Source organism: Agromyces fucosus, assembly GCF_004134865.1.
Classification (GTDB): domain Bacteria; phylum Actinomycetota; class Actinomycetes; order Actinomycetales; family Microbacteriaceae; genus Agromyces; species Agromyces fucosus.
The window spans coordinates 1-17,959 of sequence record NZ_SDPO01000003.1 but is presented as its reverse complement, the minus strand read 5'-3'; the positions used below and the strand labels follow the sequence as shown (position 1 = coordinate 17,959).

Genomic DNA, 17,959 nt, shown 5'->3' with positions numbered 1-17,959 from the left:
AGCTCCGGCGTATCCGCGTGGACGCGCGATCACCGCGCACGTCCCTCGGCGTTCGAGCAAGAATCGTGCGTCGCCGCAGGCCGGGGCGGGCTCAGACGTGCGGCACGAACTCCTGCCAGGCGAGCCGCTTCTCGCGGCGCGGGTCGAGCTCGACGCGATCCTCGCCCTCCCCGAAGACGATGGTGCGCCGACCGGCCTCGTCGTAGGCCGGCCAATCGGCGCCGGGACATCCGGATGCCGCGAAGCCGACCCAGTGCCGCTGCATGCGCCGCCCGACCGCACGGAACATGCGCCGCCCGCCGAGCAGCGTGAGTCCGGCCCCGGTGAGGGTGTCGAACTTCTCGAACAGCGCGAAGAGCTCGAGCCCGTGTGTCGCGTCGAGGCCGAGGAGCCGAGACATCCGCGGAGCCGCGTCGAATCGGTACATCCAGGTCGGGGCGAATCGCGAATGCCGCTCCGCCACCTTCACCGTCGGGAACCAGAACGTGAAGTCGCCGGCGAAGTCGGCCGCCGGCCGCCGCTCGGGAAGGCCCGGATACCGGCCCTTGATCGCCTTGCGCGACTTCTTCCGCGTGTTCGCGAAGATCGCGCGGATGCGCGGCTTCGTCGTCGGCAGGATGCCGATGCGCCCGGCGAAGAGCGAGCCCTCGCGGTCGTTGGTGCCGATGATGAGCGGCACCCGATGCGCGAGTCCGTCGCGGAACGCGTCGAGGGGTCGGTGCGGCAGGAACTCGCCGTCGATGACGGGCGCCAGGCTGATCGTGCCGGGATCCTCGTCGGGAGTGCGCATCGTGAGGGTGGTCGTCGCCTCCGCGAGCTGCATGGCGCTCGCGGTGCACAGCATCGCCGCGGCATCCTCGACCGATTCGCTCTCGAGGTCGTCGTCGTCGACCACTCGGCTGAGCAGCCGCACGTACTCGCGCGCCCAGCGCGCCGTCGTCTCGGGCAGGTAGACGGCGTTCGCGGGCGAGCTCTGCGCGATCGCGCGGGAGAACAGCCCCTCCGCGGCGGGAACGGTGAGGAGCGTCGTGACCGAGTTCGCGCCGGCGGACTCGCCGAAGAGGGTCACGCGGTCGGGGTCGCCGCCGAATGAGCGGATGTTGCGGCGCACCCATTCGAGGGCGGCGACCTGGTCGCGGAGCCCGAGGTTGGCCTCGATCGGTCGTTCGGGCGTCGAATAGGTGCGGAGGTCGAGCCAGCCGAGCGCCCCGAGACGGTAGTTCATGCTCACGTAGACGACCCCGTGCTCGCGCACGAGCCGCTCGCCCTGTCGCGGGTACTCGCCCGAGGAGCCGACGCTGTAGGCGCCGCCGTGGATGAACACCATCACCGGTCGGCCGGTCGAACCGAGTCGCTCGGTCGCCCCCGCCGACTCGTCGGGCGCGATCACGTTGACGCTCAGGCAGTCCTCACTGCGCGGGAGGCCCGGCGCGGCTCCGATGAACTGCCCCTTCCGCTGCTGCGGCGCGACGGGGCCGAACTCGACGGCGTCGCGGACGCCGTCCCATCCCGGTGCCGGTCGAGGCGCCCGGAAGCGGAACTCGCCGCCGGTCGATGCGGCGTACGGGATGCCGCGCCAGCAGCGCACGCCGTGCCGGCGCACCCCTCGCACCGCGCCCGTCTCGGTCTCGACGACGAGCGCACGATCGACCTGCACCCCTGCCCCCAGCAGCATGCCAGGAGCCTACGCCTGCCGGGTGAACGGACGGGGCCGGCTCAGGCCGTCGCGGGCGGAACGGAGGCTCTCCCCGGTGCACGCGCCGGAGACGACGCGAGCATCCGCAGCGCCCAGCCGAAGAGCACGAAGACCACGCCGACCCCCGCCGCGAACAACGCGACGCCGAACGAGACCACCGAGGTGAAGAGCGAGGCCCGCAGGAACGACGCCTGCATCACGGTGTCGCGCACGGGGTCGTCCTGGTCGAGCTCGGCGTACGTCTTGCCGCCGCTCGCCTCGAGCGCGTGCGCGTTGATGACGCCGGCCTGGATGAAGGCGTCGATCGGTCCGTCGACGGTCTTGCCCGCGAAGTACGGCGAGTCGTCGGGGATCGTGATGTTCTCGGCCCGGAGCTGGTTCGAGACCCCGATCCAGGCGATGATCGCCACGACGATCAACAGGATGCCGCCGACCACGCCGGCCAATCCGATCAATCGGATGCCTCGTCGCTGGCCGTGCGTCAGCACGACCTCGCCGATCTCGTCTCCGTTCACTGCAGACATGTCGCCTCCCCCGAGATCGAACTGATGCCGCCACTCTAGCCCCCACGAGTGGCGTGATGTCGGCCGTCTCGAACAGAATGCTGAAGTGATCAGCGCGAGGACGTTCTGGAGTGCCCTGCCCACCGAGGGCCGATGGCTGCTGTCGACCGTCGCCATCCAGACGCTCGGCCGTGGGTTGACCCTGCCGTTCACGATCATCTACCTGCATGAGGTGCGAGGCTTCGACCTCGGCCTGTCGGGGGCGCTCATGAGCCTCATCGCCGTGGTGGGACTCATCGTGACCGGCCCCGGCGGCACGCTCATCGACCGCTTCGGCGCGAAGACGGTGCTGCTCGCCGGGCTCGTCTCGATGATCGCCGGCTGCACGCTGCTCGCGTTCGCGACGCATCCGGCCGTCGCCGCCGTCGCGCTCGTGCTGATCGGCGTGAACTTCGGCGTCTCCTGGCCCGGATTCAACGCGCTCATCGCCGCCGTGGTCTCTGGCGACCTGCGGCAGCAGTACTTCGGAGTCAACTTCGCGCTCGTGAACCTCGGCATCGGCGTCGGCGGCATCATCGGCGGGTTCTACGTCGATGTCGACTCCCCCGAGACCTTCACCGTGATCTTCCTGATCGACGCCGCGAGCGCGCTCATCCCCATGGCGCTGCTCCTCGGCCCCCTCCGCCATGTGCGCACGCAGGCCGAGCCGACCGAGGAGTCGGCCGCAGCCGGCGGCTATCGCGAGATCCTCCGTCAGCCCGCCGTGCTGTGGCTGACGCTCCTCACGTTCATCGCGATGTTCATCGGCTACGGCCAGATGGAGGCGGGGTTCCCCGCGTACGCGCGCCAGGTCGCCGAGGTCTCGACACGGGTGATCGGCCTGTCGTTCGCGGTCAACACCGCGGTCATCGTGCTGCTGCAGTTCACGGTGCTCGCGAAGATCAGCGGCAAGCGCCGCACGCGGGTCATGTGGGTCATGGCGGGCGTCTGGGCGACCTCGTGGCTGATCCTCGGCGCCGCGGGGCTCCTGCCCGACACGCTGGCCGCCGCCATCGGCGTGCTGGCGTTCATGGGCGTCTTCGCCTTCGGCGAGACCCTGCTGCAGCCGACGGTGCCGGCGATCTACAACGACCTCGCCTCCGACCACAATCGCGGCCGCTACAACGCGATCAACTCGGCGGCGTTCCAGGGCGGTGCCATCGCCGGCCCGGTCGCCGCGGGCCTGCTGCTCGACCACGACCTCGACGCCGTGTACATCGCGGTGATGGTCATCGGCTGCCTCGGCATCGGTGTGCTGGCGCTCGCGCTCGAACGACGCATTCCGGCGAGCGCCAACGGCGTGCGCGCCCCCGAGGCCGAGAGCGACGTCGCCGTCGAGTGACGGCCGCGCAGCGCGACGCGGCATCCGCTCGGTGATTCGAACGGATGCCGCGGGGCGCCCCTATTCGACCGGGAGCTCGGCCCGTGCCACGGTGAGCGAGTCGCCGTCGTCGGCGAGGCCGACCACGACCGTGTCGCCGTCGCGAACCTCGCCCGTGAGCAGCGCCCGGGCGAGCCGGTCGTCGATCTCGTGCTGCATGAGCCGGCGCAGCGGTCGGGCGCCGTACAGCGGGTCGTACCCGCGCTCGGCGAGCCACGCCCGCGCATCGGGAGTGACGCCGAGCTGCAGTCGCCGCTCGTGCAGTCGCGCCGACAGCCGGTCGATGTAGAGGTTGACGATCTCGGCGAGCTCGTCTTCGCTGAGCGCCGAGAACACTACGATGTCGTCGAGCCGGTTCACGAACTCGGGCTTGAAGGCCTGCCGCACAGTCTGCAGCACGGCTTGCTCCTTCTCGTCCCAGCTGAGCGACGGGTCGATCAGGTACTGCGAGCCGAGGTTCGACGTGAGGATCAGGATGGTGTTCCTGAAGTCCACCGTGCGGCCCTGGCCGTCGGTGAGGCGCCCGTCGTCGAGCACCTGCAGCAGCACGTCGAAGACCTCGGGGTGCGCCTTCTCGACCTCGTCGAAGAGGATCACCGAGTAGGGGCGACGACGCACGGCCTCGGTGAGCTGGCCGCCCTGGTCGTAGCCGACGTACCCGGGGGGCGCGCCGACGAGTCGCGAGACCGAGAACTTCTCGCCGTACTCCGACATGTCGATGCGCACCATGGCATGCTCGTCGTCGAAGAGGAAGTCGGCGAGCGACTTCGCGAGCTCGGTCTTGCCGACGCCGGTCGGGCCGAGGAACAGGAACGACCCCGTCGGCCGGTTGGGGTCGCTGATGCCGGCGCGCGAGCGGCGCACCGAGTCGGCGACCGCCGCGACGGCGCGCTTCTGGCCGATGAGGCGCTTGCCGAGCTCCTGCTCGAGGTGCAGCAGCTTCTCGGTCTCGCCCTGCAGCAGTCGGCCGACGGGGATGCCCGTCCACGCGGCGATCACCTGGGCGATGTCCTCCTCGGTGACCTGCTCGTTGACCATGCGGGGCTCGTCGGGAGCCTGCTCGGCCTGCTCGGCCGCCTCGAGGTCGCGCTGCAGGCGCGCGATCGTCTCGTACTCGAGCTTCGACGCCTTCGCGTAGTCGGCCTCGCGCATGGCTCGGTCGCGCTGCGTGACCGCGTCGTCGAGCTGCTTCTTCAGGTCGCCGACGCGGTTCAGCGACATCCGCTCTCGGGCCCAGCGGGCCTCGAGGCCCGCGAGCTCGCGCTCCTGCTCGACGAGCGTCTCGCGCAGCTTCGCCAGCCGCTCCTTCGACGCGTCGTCCTTCTCCTTCTTGAGGGCGAGCTCCTCGAGCTTCATGCGGTCGACCTGGCGCTTCAGCTGGTCGATCTCGACAGGGCTCGAGTCGATCTCCATCTTGAGGCGCGACATGGCCTCGTCGACGAGGTCGATCGCCTTGTCGGGCAGCTGACGCGCTGAGATGTACCGGTTCGACAGCGATGCCGCGGCGACGAGCGCGGCATCGGAGATCGTGACGCCGTGGTGGGCCTCGTAGCGCCCCTTGAGCCCGCGGAGGATCGCGATCGTGTCCTCGACGCTCGGCTCGCCGACGTACACCTGCTGGAAGCGGCGTTCGAGCGCGGCATCCTTCTCGATGTATTCGCGGTACTCGTTGAGCGTGGTCGCACCGATGAGCCGCAGCTCGCCACGGGCGAGCATGGGCTTCAGCATGTTGGACGCCGCGACGGATCCCTCGCCGCCGCCCGCGCCCATGAGCAGGTGCAGTTCGTCGACGAAGGTGATGATCTCGCCCTCGGCGTCGTTGATCTCCTTGAGCACGGCCTTCAGCCGCTCCTCGAACTGGCCGCGGTACATCGCACCGGCGACGAGCGCGGAGATGTCGAGCGAGATGAGCTGCTTGCCCTTCAGCGACTCGGCGACGTCGCCGGCGACGATGCGCTGGGCGAGTCCCTCGACGACGGCGGTCTTGCCGACGCCCGGCTCGCCGATGAGCACGGGGTTGTTCTTCGTGCGTCGCGTGAGCACCTGGCTGACGCGACGGATCTCGGAATCGCGCCCGATCACGGGATCGAGCTTTCCGGCCTTGGCGATCTCGGTGAGGTTGACGCCGTACTGTTCGAGCGCCGACTTCTGCTCTTCCTGCGTGCTCGGCGCACCCTGCATGTTGGCCACAGGCACTCCCTTCGTTCAAAACTTGAGTCTAGTTAACTCAACTTTGCCGAGAGGGCTGGTATTCCGACTTCCGCGCCGAATCTCCCCCACAGATCACGCTAGACGGATGCCGCGTGGCGCGCCAGCGATCGGCAGGCTGTGCTCTGCTTCGCCGAACAGCCGACCGGCGAGGCGGTCAGCCGGTCAACGCACCACCTCGACGGCGAGCACCGTGGTTCGCACGCGACCGGCGGGCGTCGGCGATTCGAACCGCACCGGCATGCCCGGGAATGCCCGGGCGAACCAGAACGTCTCGGCCGCGGCATCCGGAGCTTCATCACGCGTGTCGTAGCGCAGGCACTCGACCCGCCCGATCGGCAGGTCGATGGTCTCCTCGTCGACGGTCGTGCGCTCGGCGGGGAACGCGGCGTGACCCTGCAGCTCGAGCCAGGTCACCCGCGCGCTCGCGATCTCACCGTCGACACCGCCGTCGGGCGCGACGCGCCAGCGCTCGAGGGTGGCGCCCTCGTCATCGCACTCGGTGAAGCGGTTGACCCGCTCGAACGCCTCGCCCTCGGGCTCCTCCACGAGGATGCGGATCGTCTTGCCGGAGCCGCTCGCGTCCCGGATCTCGTCGGCGGTGAACGGCGTCGGCAGCAGACCGGGGCCGAGCACGTGCGGGTCGCCGGAGTCCTGGGAGTGGCTCATGCACGACAGTCTGCGTCATCCGTCGTCATCTCGACCGGATCGCGGCGAATTCAATGCATTCTCATACGTTGATCCGGCATGCTCGAAGTCCGACCCTGTGGAGGCCGCATGCAGAAGCGCACCAAGATCATCACCGCCTCGATCGTCGCCGGAGCGCTCGTGCTCGGTGCGACCGCCGCCATCGCGGCCCCGATCGTCTACCGCGACCTCATCGTCGGCGAGGCCGAAGCGGCGCCGTCGGTGACCACGCCACCCTCGGCGACGGTCGACGCCGGCACCGAGGCATCCGACCTCACCGGCCAGTGGGCCGTGGCCGACGGCTCGTTCGCCGGCTATCGCGTCGACGAGGTGCTGAACGGCACCGACGTCACCGTCACCGGTCGCACCTCCGACGTGACCGGCGGCTTCACGGTCGACGGGCTGAGCCTGACCGCCGCATCGATCGAGGTCGACGTCGCATCGATCGCGACGGACTCGGGCAACCGCGACGAGTACTTCCGCTCGAGTGCCCTGCGCACGGACGAGTTCCCGACGGCGACCTTCGTGCTCACCGAGCCCATCACGATCGACGCGGCGCCCGTCGTCGGCGACGTGCAGACCGTGCAGGCAGCGGGCGAACTCACCATCGCCGGCGTCACCCGCCCGGTGACCGTCGACCTCGACGCGGTCTGGAACGGCGGCGACGGCCAGGTGGCCGGCAGCGTCCCGATCACCTTCGCCGACTTCGGCGTCGAGGCGCCGAACCTCGGGTTCGTCTCGGTCGAGCCCGACGGGTTCGTCGAGTTCTCGCTCGTGCTCACGCGCGGCTGAGGCGAGGCGTTGCCGCGAGGGTTGCGGCGCATGCGTTCGCGGTGATCCGAACCTCATGCTGGAGGTTCGGGCCCTCCGTCCCTAGCATGTGCCCATGGGGGAGCTTCGGAAGCGGGCTGTATTCATCGCGGTCGCCGTGACGATAGGAGCCATCGGAATCGGGGTTGGGGTGAGTTCGTCGACACTGCAGCCGGCGTTCGCCGCCGCTGCGGGACCTGTGCTCGTCGACGAGGACTTCCGCGGCGCCACGGTGATCGACGGGTTCCAGGCTTACGGCTCAGCGTGCATCACCGGCGCACCCACGGTGCTCGCGACGCCGATCGGTTCGCATCCGGTGCTGGGGTGTCCCGCTCCGAGCCCGGCCGCCCCGCCCAACGGAGCCGACCCCGACGGGTTCCTCCGGCTGACCGATCGGCTCACCGACCAGGCCGGCGCCGCACTCTACGACGTGCCGATCCCGGCGACGCAGGGTGTGGAGATCACGTTCGAGCAATGGCAGTACGGCTCTGACTCCCTCGTGCCCGCCGACGGCATCGCCTTCTTCCTCGTCGACGGCGCGACCAGCCTCGATGCGCCGGGCGCGTTCGGAGGCAGTCTCGGGTACGCGCAGAAAGAGCCGGGATTCGAAGTCGATCCACCGTTCCTCCCCGGCGTCGAGGGCGGATACCTCGGCATCGGCCTCGATGTGCTCGGCAACTACTTCGGCGACTGGGAGCGGCGTGGCGACAGCTGCGAGGTCCGCTCCCCGTCGGGTGAGGCCTTCTATGCCCCGGCCCCCGGCGAGAACATGGTGACGGTGCGCGGGCCGGGCAACGGCACCGAGGGGTACTGCTTCCTCACGGCGACCGCCGACCAGTTGTCGACCACAGGCCCCTGGACGTCGACGCTCCCAGGGGACCTGCACGGCCCCGCCCCCGACCTCACCGGAGCCGACCCTGCCCAGGCCGCGGCCCTGCTCGAGCCGACGCGCCGTACGGTCACGGTGCAGATCTCCCCGGCGCCCGACCCCCAGGTCACCGTCTCCATCGACTTCAATGACGGCGCGGGCATGCAGCAGGTGCTCGACTTCGCGGCACCGCAGCCGACGCCCCCGACCTACAAGTTCGGGTTCAGCGCCTCGACGGGCCTGTTCACCGATGTGCACCTCATCAGGAACGTCGTGGTGCAGGCGATCGACCCGCTGGCCCAGCTCGGGCTCACCAAGCTCGTCGACGACTCGAAGACCTACGCGTCCGGCGACGTCGTCGACTACACCTACGAGGTGCTGAACACCTCGGCGGTCGCGATCACCGACGTCGCCGTCGTCGACGACCGCATCGCCGGCGTGACCTGCGAAGCGTCGGAGCTGGCCCCGGCGGGCCAGGCGGGCGACTCGACCGTCTGTCACGGCACGTACACCGTGACCGATGCTGACGCCGCCGCCGGGTCGGTCACGAACGTCGCCACCGCCGGCGGGCTCGCGGGCACGGCCCCCGTGACCTCGGCACCGGTCTCCGCGACGATCGTCGTCGGTGCGGGCGCCGCGGTGCCTCCGGCATTGCCGCCGACGGGCCCATCGGCGCTCCCGATGCTCGTGGCCGGGATGACCGCCCTGACCGGCGGCAGCCTCCTGGTGCTCCGGCGTCGCCGCTGATCTCGCCGGGCGCGGCAGCCGCGACATCCATGCACCGGAATAGACACTGACGCGCGGTCGTTCCACCTGTCGTGCAACGCTTCGGAACGCTCTCATTCGGACACTACGGCCCGCTCGGCGGCGGCCGCGAGCTCTCTGCCGCGGATTCCATGCTGCAGGCGATCGACCTCGCCCAGGGCATGGATGAGCTCGGCGTGAACGGCGCGTACTTCCGCGTGCACCACTTCGCCCGCCAGCAGGCGTCGCCGATGCCGCTCCTCGCGGCGATCGCGGCGCGCACCCGGCACATCGAGGTCGGCACCGGCGTCGTCGACATGCGGTACGAGAACCCGCTCCACCTCGCCGAGGAGGCGGCAGCCGTCGACCTCATCTCGGGCGGCCGGCTCGCACTCGGCGTCAGCCGGGGATCACCCGAGACCGTCGTGCGCGGTTACGAGGCGTTCGGGTACACCGGCTCCGAGGACCCTCGCGGCGCCGACATCGCACGCGCGCACTTCGACCGGTTCCTCGAGGCGGTCGAGGGGAAGGGCATCGCCGAAGCGGATGCCTCGTCGCCGTTCGGCGGCGGCGCGAGCGGCCTGCAGCGGATCGAGCCGTACTCCCCCGGCCTGCGCTCGCGCATCTGGTGGGGCGCCGGCAACAGCGACTCGGCCGAGTGGGCCGGGCGCCGCGGCGTGAACCTCATGTCGTCGACCCTCCTCACCGAAGACCGCGGCATGCCCTTCGACGAGCTGCAGGCGCAGCAGATCCAGACCTTCCGCACGGCGTGGCGCGAGGCCGGCCACCCCGGCGAGCCGCGCACCTCGGTGAGCCGTTCGATCTTCCCGATCACGACGGCCGAAGATGAGCTCTACTTCGGCGGCCGTCAAGACGGAGACGGCGTCGGTTACATCGACGGCATGCGCTCGACGTTCGGCAAGACCTACGCCGGCACCCCCGACAAGCTGGTCGAGCAGCTGCTGCGCGATGCCGCGATCCGCGAGGCAGACACGCTCATGCTCACCATTCCGAGCCAGCTCGGGGTCGAGTTCAACCTGCGGCTCATCACGGCCTTCGCCGAGCACGTCGCGCCGAGCCTCGGCTGGGAGCCCGCGAACCGCTGAACGCCCTGTGACGGCGGCGCTCAGCCGAGCCTGCCGAAGTCCGTGGCGAACCAGCGGCCGATCGAGGCATCCGGGAACTCCCGCCTCCGATACGTGCCCGGCACGCGCTCGACGCCGGATATGCGGTCGAAGCGGAATGTGCGCCACTCGTCGCGGTCGAGATCGAAGCCGACGAGATACCAGCGTCCCGCTCTGAGCACGTGCCGATACGGGTCGACGAGTCGTGCAGACGAGACCGCGTTCCCGTCGAGGTAGGCGAACCGGATGCGTCCGACCTCCGCCACGGCGTCGGCGACGATGCCGACGTCCTGCGCCGCGACGGCGTGCTCCTCTTCGAGCACCTCGGTGGCGAGGTCGATCGCGTCGGCGCGACGGCGGAGCCCGGGCGGCAGCACCTGCTCGAGCTTCGCGAGGGCGACCTGGGCGCTCTCATCCCCCTGCAGTCGCGGCGCGATCAGACGCAGGCCCGCGACGATCGCCGCGATCTCGTCGGCGGTGAAGAGCAGCGGTGGAATCGTCGCACCCGCGCCGAGCCGGTACACGCTCCCGGGCCCGGGCTTGGCCGTGATCGCGTAGCCCAGCCCGCGGAGCCGATCGACGTCTCGCCGCACGGTTCGCGCGCTGATCCCGAGTCGCTCGGCGAGCGTGGCCGCACTCCAGTCGGCGCCTGTCTGGAGCACCGACAGCAGGGTCAGGGCGCGCGCGGTCGGATCGCTCTCCATTCCTCCATTGTGCGGGCAATGGCGGCCATGATCCGTCCGCCACTGTCGCTACCTTGGGTCGATCGTCTCGACGAAAGGACCCGAATCATGCGAATCGCCGTCACCACCCCGACCGGCAATGTCGGTCGGCACGTCGTCGCCATGCTCGTGCGGGCGGGCGTGCGCCCCCTCGTGCTGGCGCGCGATCTCGAGCGGCTCGACCCCGAGATCCGGCCGGTGGTGGACGCGATCGAGGTCGACCAGCTCGACGTCGAGGCCGTGAGCGCAGCGACATCCGGTGTCGACGCGCTCTATTGGGTCGACCCGCCTGCGGCGAGCGCTGATCCGCTCGACGACTACCGAAGCGCCACGGCGAGCGCGGTGCGCGCGGTCGAGGACAACGGCATCGCGCGGGTGGTCTTCCAGAGCAGCGTCGGTGCCGAGAAGCGCCACGGTGCCGGCGAGATCGACGGACTCGCAGGCACCGAGGTCGCGCTGGATGCCACCGGAGCCGACGTCACCCATCTGCGCTGCGGGTACTTCTTCAGCAACCTCGAACTCCAGCTCGATCAGGTGCGATCCGGCAGCCTGCAGGTCATCCTTCCCGTTGATCAGCCGATGGCCTGGGTCGCTCCGCGAGACATCGCCGAGGTCGCGGTCACCCGACTGCTCTCGACGAAGTGGAGCGGCCGGCATGTCCAGGCCGTGCACGGACCGGAGGATCTCACCTGGCGGCGGGTCGCCGAGGTCGTGTCCGAGGCGACCGGCCGACCACTCCGCGTCGAACGGATCCCGGATGACGCGATGCGCGACGGGATGCTCGGCGCCGGGATGCCCGACACCCTCGTCGACGCGCTCATGGGCATGTCCACCGGGCTCCGCGACGGCTTCGTCGCCGAGCAGCCGCGAACCGTGCTGGGCACAACGCCGACGACGCTGGCCTCATGGGCCTACGACGTGCTGCGGCGACAGCTCTGATGCAGCCGGGAGCCGGGCGAGCGCGTCGGTCTCGGTGTTGCCGTTGTTCGCGATCGCCTCGATATCGATCGGCGGGCACTCCGACGCGGACCCGTCACGCCGAGGGCGGTGCCGGCATCGTGCCGGAGAGCGACCAGCCGTTCTCGTCGACGCCGCCATGCGCCGGATCGGCAGCGTCCGACTCTGCGGCGGCGCGATCCGCATAGACCAGGCGCACCAGTCCTCGGGTCTGCCACATCTGCTCCGGCGAGTAGGCGTCTTCCCACATCACGAACCACCCGCCCGCCGTACGGCGCCGCAACTCGGCGAGCCAGGCGGCGTACTGCGGGTCCGGCCGTGTGGCCGATGGGAGCTCCTGAGCCGCTCGGGCGAGCCGGTCGGCGAGAGCGACGACATCCCAGTCGGTGCGGCCGTCCCCGAAGACATCCCGACCCGAGCCGTTCGTGTACGACAGGAGGATGTTCCGCTCGTCGGCCGAACCGATCATGTCGCCCGGCTCCGGCACCAGGACGCGACACCGCCAGTGCCCGGTGGCGTAGTGGTTCGCCTCCACCCGCACCCCCTGGAAACCGAGATCGTGAAGCCGCGACACGGCAGCGATGATGGCGGACTCGGGACGTACGGATGCGTCGAGCGACATGTCCGAAGCCTAGGCGACGGCGCCCGGCGAGCCTCTGAAGCGGCTCCGACCTCAGGCGGCCGACGCGTCGAGGAGACTCCGCACTGCTGCCTCGGGGTCGGCCTCGGCTAACGCTCGGGCCCCGATCGGAAGCAGCACGAGGTGGTGGTACGCCTCGGAGCCGCGGGAGAGGCGCCCGGCGATGAGTGCGCGCTCCCAGAGCAGCACGCACTGCACGAAGACCGGGTCGAGCGCGTAGCGTGCCCGCGGGGTGGTGAGCGTGCCGCGCACGGTCATGCCGGGCACCTCGTCGACGCCGGAGAGTCGCTGCAGGATGCCGAGCACGGTCTCCGGCCGTACGTGTCGCGACTCGGCGCCCGCGAACGCGCCGAGGAAGACCCGCGCGGCGAGCTCGGCCGGGACGGCCGACTCGAGTCCTGCGAGCCCCTGATAGACGGTCGGCACGGTCGGCACCGCCGGGGTTCGCTTGAAGATCGCCATGCGCAGACTCTAGCCAGTGTTCGGAAGCCGCGCCCGAACACCGCAGAGCAGCGCAGTCCCTGAACACGACCGCGCCTCCCTGGCCGATTGGGGAGCGCAGGGAGGCGCGGGGTCGGGGCCGCGCCCCGCCGCCGATCGAACGACGACGGAACGCGGGTCTCTGCGGCGCCCTAGCCGACGCCCTCGAGCGCGTCGGTCTCGGTGTTGCCGATGTTCGCGATGACCTCGGGGCGACGCTTCGCGAGGTGCAGGTACCAGGCGAGCGCGGCGATCATGGTGATGAGGAACAGGTACGGGATGACGTTCAGCGGCCACGCAGGCACCGGCCACACGTTCGCGAAGAACACGTAGACCATGGCGACGACGGCGACCGTGGCGCACACCCACACGAGACCGTTGCGCATCTTCTCGCGGCGCGTGTAGACGACGCACGCGATCGCGACGAGCGCATAGGCGACCATGTAGCCGTAGGTGCCATACGTGTCGACCCACACGACGATGTCCATCGGGTGCACGCCGATCGCGAGGAGCACGACGTCGAGCACGATCGCGGCGGGGCCGGCGACGAGCAGCACGCGGTGCGGCGTGAGGTGGCGCTCGTGGGTGCGGCCGAAGCGCTCGGCGACGACGCCCTCCTTGCCCATCACGTAGATGATGCGGCCGACGACGTTGAGCGGGGCCACGACGACGGCGAAGAACGAGGCGCCGACGCCGAAGGTGAGCACCGGGCCGAACCAGGCGGGCATGCCGATCTGCGCCGAGATCGCCTCGAGCGGGCTCGCGACCGTGGCGAGGTCGTCGCCGAGGATCGCGATCTGCGTGTACGCCGAGAAGACGTAGAGCACGCCGACGCCGAGGGCGCTCCACATGATCGCCCGCGGGATCGCCTTGTACGGGTTCTTCGCCTCACGGCCGAGGGCATCGGCCGACGAGAAGCCGACGAAGCCCAGGATGCCGAGCACCATGCCCGCGGCGACACCCTGGAACGGCACGCCCTCGAGCGAGAACTGCGCCGGGTCCCATGCGTTCGGGCCGGCCCACACGAGGGCGAGCACGAGCAGCACGAGGATGATCGCGACCGAGACGAGCTCGAGCACGAGCGAGACGCGCGCCGAGAGGCGGATGCCGCGGATCGTGAAGAGCGTCGCGAGCCCACCGAGCACGATCGCGAGCGTGATCTGGGCGAATACGCCCTCGAACGGCACGCCGATGAGCAGCAGGAACTGGTTGAAGTACGAGACCGAGCCGCCGAGCGAACCGGCGGCGATGCCCCAGCAGCCGATGAGCAGGGCGACACCCGCGAGGTAGGCGCCGAACGGGCCGAGGCCCTTGGCGACGTACGTGTAGAGCGAGCCCGCCGATGCGTGCTTCTTGGCGAACACCGCGACGCAGTAGCCGACGGCGAGGATCACGATCGTGGCGAGCACGAACGAGAGCATCGTGCCGTTGCCGGCGCCGATGAAGATACCGGCCGCGGTGAACGCGATGACCGCGCTCGGGGCGATGTTGGCGATCGCCTGGGCCGCGAGCTCGGGTCCGCTCATGACGCCGCGGCGGAGCCCGGCGTCCTTGGGGGCGTCGGCTCGGGCGGCCGGCGCTTGGGTGGTGGTGGTCATGGGGAACTCTCCAGTGAGTCGGGTGCTGCAGCGGTCAGGGGATGAGGAGCGTGCGGAGCGCTTCGCCGGATTCGAGATCGTCGAACGCCTCGGCGGCCTCGGCCAGCGGGCGGCGCGCCGAGATCAGCGGGTCGAGCTTCAGCTGGCCGTCCATGTAGCGGTCGACGAGCGCGGGGATGTCGATGGAGGGGCGCACCGAGCCGTAGTTCGAGCCGAGGATGCGCTGGTCTGCTTCGGCGAGCACGAGGGGTTCGAACGAGGCCTTGGCACCGGTCGGCGGCAGGCCCACGATGACGGCAGCGCCGCCGAGGCCGAGCATCCGGATCGCTTGCTCGGTGGTCGAGGTGCGCCCGATCGCGTCGAACGCGTAGTCGACGCCGTCCGGGATGAGCGCGAAGAGCGCCTCGACCGCGTCGACCTGCGAGGCGTCGATCTGGTCGGTGGCGCCGAACTGCACGGCGAGCGCGGTCTTGTCGGCGCGCACGTCGATGGCCACGATCCGCTCGGCGCCTGCGAGGCGGGCGCCCTGCACGACGTTCAGGCCGACCCCGCCGCATCCGATGACGACGACCGTCGAGCCGGGCTCGACGGCGGCGGTGTTGAGCACGGCGCCCACGCCGGTCGCGACGGCGCAGCCGACGACGGCGACGACGTCGAGCGGCGCGTCGTCGCGCACCTTCACGGCACCGGATGCCGGCACGACGACCTCCTCGGCGAACGACGAGACGCCGAGGTAGTGGTGGAGCGACTCCTCGCCCTGCGAGAGGCGCGAGGTGCCGTCGAAGAGCACGCCCTTCGGCGCGACGACCGTGGCGACCTTCTGGCAGCGCGCCTCATGGCCCGACCGGCAATAGCGGCACTCGCCGCACGGCGGCACCCACGAGAGCACCACGTGGTCGCCGACGGCGAGCGATGTGACGCCGTCGCCGAGTTCGACGACCACGCCCGACCCCTCATGACCCATGACGAGCGGTGCCGGGGCGTCCCATTCCCCGCGCTTCACGTGCAGGTCGGAGTGGCAGACGCCCGCCGCCGCGATCTTGACGCGGACCTCGCCGGCCTTGGGGGCGGCGAGATCGACATCGGCGACCTCGATCGGCGTCTCCGGTGCGCGGAAGACGATGGCTTTCATGATGCTCCCTTGGATCAGTGCTGGGGTACGCCCGATGGTAGGCAGGCTCGAGGTCCCGAGTCACTGCGAAGAATGTCGAAAGGCCAGCGGATGTCGCGGCATTTCGTACACTCGAAGGCATGGCCCGTGACGTGCTCTCAATAGCCCGCGTGCTCGGCGGCGAGCTCGTCGGCGACGGCACCCCGCCCGCGACGCCGGTCGACGCCGCACTTCGCCTCGAGGACTTCAGCGTCGTCGGGCACCCCGGCTTCGCGACCCTCGTCGTGGCGGGTGCCGAGCCGCTCGCCTCGGCGCTCACCACAGGGGGACCGCGCGTCGACGCCTTGGCCGGCGCCGTGCTCGTCAGCCACGGGGCGACCCGGGCGCTTCGGCGTGCCGTCGACTCCGCGGGCGCCACGGCCATCATCGGCGCCGAGGCATCCGACGCCGTGCTGCATCCGCTGCTCGTCGCCCTGCTCGCGACCGACCAGGCCGCTGAGGACCGGCTCGTCACCACCGGCACGAAGGTGCTCACCCAGGTCGCGCGTCGCGGCGGCGTCGCCGCGGTTGTGGCCGAGCTCGCCCGCCGCATCGACGGGTGGGCAGTGCTGCTCGACCCGCACGGACAGGTGATCTCGACCGCGGGCGCGGGCGGGCTCCACGTGCAGGACGCGGTCGCCGTCGCGTTCAGTCGGCCGGTGCGCGTGCGGCACCCGGGCCTGCAGGTGCATCCCGTCGGCACGGGCGAGGATCTGAGCGCCTACCTCGTCATCTCCTCGCGCGAGGCGTCGATGAGTCGTGGCCGAGACCTGGCCTCGCAGGCCGCGGCGCTGCTCGACCTCATCCTCCGTACGCACGACCGCACGACGACGGAGCGCCTCGGGCGCGAGGTGATGATCGGCACCCTGCTCGAGGGCGGTTCCGCCGCAGCCGCGCTGCTGCGCCGCTGGGGCGTGCACGAGAGTTCGCTCACCGCATTCGCGCTCACCGCCCGATCGAAGTCGGTCGATCTCGAACGCCTCGTCACCCGATGGCTCGACGAGCTCGGCAGCGTGCACCTCATCACCGAGGAGCCGGGCCATCTGCTCGGCTTCCTCCGTGACGATCGCGTCGACGACCTCGTGCGCAGAGTCGAAGGCGTCACCGCCGATGCCCGCACGCCGCTCCGCCTCGGGCTCGGCTCCCCCGCGGCATCCGATGCCCTCGCCCGCACCGCCGCCGAGGCCAGGCAGGCGCTCGACGTCGCGGTCACCGACGGCCGTACCGTGTCGCGCTATCGGGCGCTGCCCACGGTGGCCCTCGTGCTCGATCGGCTCGACGCCGGCGACAACGCGCGTCTCACCGAGGTGCTCGACCCCTTGCGCGGCGACGACGGCCTGCACGGCGAGCTCACTCGCACCCTGCGCGTCTACCTCGCCGAGCACGGCTCGTGGGGCGTGGCCGCAGAGCAGCTCGGCGTGCACCGGCAGACGCTCACGAATCGCATCCATCGCGTCGAGGAGCTCACCGGACTCTCGATGGGCAACCCCGACGATCGCACGGCGGCGTGGCTCGCGATCCGAGCGCTCGACCGCTGAGCCCTCCGAGGGAGCGCGGAGGCACGCCGGCCCGTCCGCCGGAATGCTCCAGCCCGGCTCGGGGTTATCGTCGAGAGACCACCGAGGAGGATCCATGCCATTGGAAGGCGAGTACGAGCCGAGCACGTCCGCGTGGGCGCGCAAGCAGGCCGAGGCGTTCGAGGCGTCGAACGGCGAGACGTCGAACACCCTGCGAGGCATGCCGATCATCGTGCTCACCACGGTCGGGGCGAAGTCGGGCAAGCTCCGCAAGACGGCCCTCATGCGCGTCGAGCACGACGGCGAGTACGCGATCGTCGCCTCCCTCGGCGGCGCGCCGAAGCATCCGGTCTGGTACTGGAACGTGAAGAAGCACCCGCACGTCGAACTGCAGGACGGCGGCGAGAAGCACGACTACGAAGCCCGCGAGCTCGAGGGCGATGAGCGCGAGACCTGGTGGGCGCGCGCCGTCGAGGCCTACCCGCCCTACGCTGACTACCAGGTGAAGACCGAGCGCCTGATCCCCGTGTTCAAGCTGACGCGCGTCGTGCTCTGACCCCCGGCGCGGCGACGCGCGGAGCCGGTCTCGTAAACGTGGAAAGGCCGCCCGGTTGGGGCGGCCTTGTGCTGTTGGTGGGTTGTGCCGCGTTGTGGCGGGTGTTAAACCAAAGAGAGCCGCCCATTTCTGGGCGGCTCTCTTCGAATTTATGTCCGGCGGTGTCCTACTCTCCCACAGGGTCCCCCCTGCAGTACCATCGGCGCTGCGAGTCTTAGCTTCCGGGTTCGGAATGTGTCCGGGCGTTTCCCTCGCGCTATGGCCGCCGAAACTCTAGAA

16 protein-coding genes and 1 rRNA gene are annotated in these 17,959 nt (G+C 70.4%); 7 read left to right on the top strand and 10 right to left on the bottom strand.

Features of this window, described 5'->3' with window-relative positions:
• Window positions 1-91: 91 nt before the first annotated feature.
• Both ESP57_RS11620 and ESP57_RS11615 read right to left on the bottom strand, forming a co-directional pair.
• Complete coding sequence (locus tag ESP57_RS11620; protein ID WP_129231705.1) at window positions 92-1,675, bottom strand: carboxylesterase/lipase family protein; 1,584 nt, start codon at window positions 1,673-1,675, stop codon at window positions 92-94.
• A 41-nt stretch (window positions 1,676-1,716) separates the two neighbouring features.
• Window positions 1,717-2,220: a hypothetical protein gene (locus tag ESP57_RS11615; protein ID WP_056012539.1), complete on the bottom strand. Its 504-nt coding sequence runs from the start codon at window positions 2,218-2,220 to the stop codon at window positions 1,717-1,719.
• A gap of 85 nt (window positions 2,221-2,305) precedes the next feature.
• Here ESP57_RS11615 and ESP57_RS11610 point away from each other — a divergent pair, with 85 nt between their 5' ends.
• The gene (locus ESP57_RS11610; protein ID WP_129231704.1) at window positions 2,306-3,580 is read left to right on the top strand and encodes an MFS transporter; all 1,275 of its coding nucleotides are present in this window, start codon (window positions 2,306-2,308) and stop codon (window positions 3,578-3,580) included.
• A 60-nt stretch (window positions 3,581-3,640) separates the two neighbouring features.
• On the opposite strand, the gene ESP57_RS11605 is transcribed toward ESP57_RS11610, so the two are convergent.
• Together ESP57_RS11605 and ESP57_RS11600 are read right to left on the bottom strand one after the other, a co-directional pair.
• Window positions 3,641-5,809, bottom strand: a complete 2,169-nt coding sequence (locus ESP57_RS11605) for an ATP-dependent Clp protease ATP-binding subunit (RefSeq protein ID WP_165877456.1) — start codon at window positions 5,807-5,809, stop codon at window positions 3,641-3,643.
• Between the two features lie 183 nt (window positions 5,810-5,992).
• Complete coding sequence (locus ESP57_RS11600; RefSeq protein ID WP_129231703.1) at window positions 5,993-6,496, bottom strand: hypothetical protein; 504 nt, start codon at window positions 6,494-6,496, stop codon at window positions 5,993-5,995.
• Window positions 6,497-6,604: 108 nt separating this feature from the next.
• Here ESP57_RS11600 and ESP57_RS11595 point away from each other — a divergent pair, with 108 nt between their 5' ends.
• The 3 genes from ESP57_RS11595 to ESP57_RS11585 all read left to right on the top strand — a co-directional run bounded on the left by ESP57_RS11595 (window position 6,605) and on the right by ESP57_RS11585 (window position 10,042).
• The gene (locus ESP57_RS11595; RefSeq protein ID WP_129231702.1) at window positions 6,605-7,306 is read left to right on the top strand and encodes a YceI family protein; all 702 of its coding nucleotides are present in this window, start codon (window positions 6,605-6,607) and stop codon (window positions 7,304-7,306) included.
• A 169-nt stretch (window positions 7,307-7,475) separates the two neighbouring features.
• Window positions 7,476-8,939, top strand: coding sequence for a DUF7507 domain-containing protein (locus tag ESP57_RS11590; protein ID WP_129231701.1), 1,464 nt, complete (start codon window positions 7,476-7,478; stop codon window positions 8,937-8,939).
• Between the two features lie 71 nt (window positions 8,940-9,010).
• Window positions 9,011-10,042: an LLM class flavin-dependent oxidoreductase gene (locus ESP57_RS11585; protein WP_129231700.1), complete on the top strand. Its 1,032-nt coding sequence runs from the start codon at window positions 9,011-9,013 to the stop codon at window positions 10,040-10,042.
• A 20-nt stretch (window positions 10,043-10,062) separates the two neighbouring features.
• Here the strand turns inward: ESP57_RS11585 and ESP57_RS11580 are convergent, their stop codons facing one another.
• On the bottom strand, window positions 10,063-10,764 hold the full coding sequence (locus tag ESP57_RS11580) for a helix-turn-helix transcriptional regulator (RefSeq protein WP_129231699.1): 702 nt from the start codon (window positions 10,762-10,764) through the stop codon (window positions 10,063-10,065).
• An 87-nt stretch (window positions 10,765-10,851) separates the two neighbouring features.
• Between ESP57_RS11580 and ESP57_RS11575 the strand changes: the two genes are divergently transcribed.
• Complete coding sequence (locus tag ESP57_RS11575) at window positions 10,852-11,721, top strand: NmrA family NAD(P)-binding protein (RefSeq protein ID WP_129231698.1); 870 nt, start codon at window positions 10,852-10,854, stop codon at window positions 11,719-11,721.
• Between the two features lie 94 nt (window positions 11,722-11,815).
• Here ESP57_RS11575 and ESP57_RS11570 read toward each other — a convergent pair whose 3' ends face one another.
• From ESP57_RS11570 to ESP57_RS11555, 4 genes are all read right to left on the bottom strand, one after another.
• Complete coding sequence (locus ESP57_RS11570; protein ID WP_129231697.1) at window positions 11,816-12,361, bottom strand: hypothetical protein; 546 nt, start codon at window positions 12,359-12,361, stop codon at window positions 11,816-11,818.
• A gap of 51 nt (window positions 12,362-12,412) precedes the next feature.
• Window positions 12,413-12,841: a hypothetical protein gene (locus ESP57_RS11565; protein ID WP_129231696.1), complete on the bottom strand. Its 429-nt coding sequence runs from the start codon at window positions 12,839-12,841 to the stop codon at window positions 12,413-12,415.
• A 170-nt stretch (window positions 12,842-13,011) separates the two neighbouring features.
• Window positions 13,012-14,457 carry an APC family permease gene (locus tag ESP57_RS11560; RefSeq protein WP_115959927.1) on the bottom strand — a complete coding sequence of 482 codons (1,446 nt, stop codon included), beginning with the start codon at window positions 14,455-14,457 and terminating at the stop codon, window positions 13,012-13,014.
• A 34-nt stretch (window positions 14,458-14,491) separates the two neighbouring features.
• Entirely contained in the window at window positions 14,492-15,589 is a 1,098-nt protein-coding gene (locus ESP57_RS11555; RefSeq protein WP_129231695.1) for an alcohol dehydrogenase catalytic domain-containing protein, read from the bottom strand.
• Window positions 15,590-15,708: 119 nt separating this feature from the next.
• On the opposite strand from ESP57_RS11555, the gene ESP57_RS11550 reads away from it, so the two are divergent.
• The gene (locus ESP57_RS11550; protein WP_129231694.1) at window positions 15,709-17,145 is read left to right on the top strand and encodes a PucR family transcriptional regulator; all 1,437 of its coding nucleotides are present in this window, start codon (window positions 15,709-15,711) and stop codon (window positions 17,143-17,145) included.
• Window positions 17,146-17,239: 94 nt separating this feature from the next.
• Window positions 17,240-17,680 (top strand): nitroreductase family deazaflavin-dependent oxidoreductase, encoded by a 441-nt coding sequence (locus ESP57_RS11545; RefSeq protein ID WP_129231693.1) that lies wholly within the window; start codon window positions 17,240-17,242, stop codon window positions 17,678-17,680.
• 153 nt (window positions 17,681-17,833) lie between these two features.
• Here the strand turns inward: ESP57_RS11545 and rrf are convergent.
• A 5S ribosomal RNA gene (rrf, locus tag ESP57_RS11540) occupies window positions 17,834-17,950 on the bottom strand.
• Between the last annotated feature and the right edge of the window lie 9 nt (window positions 17,951-17,959).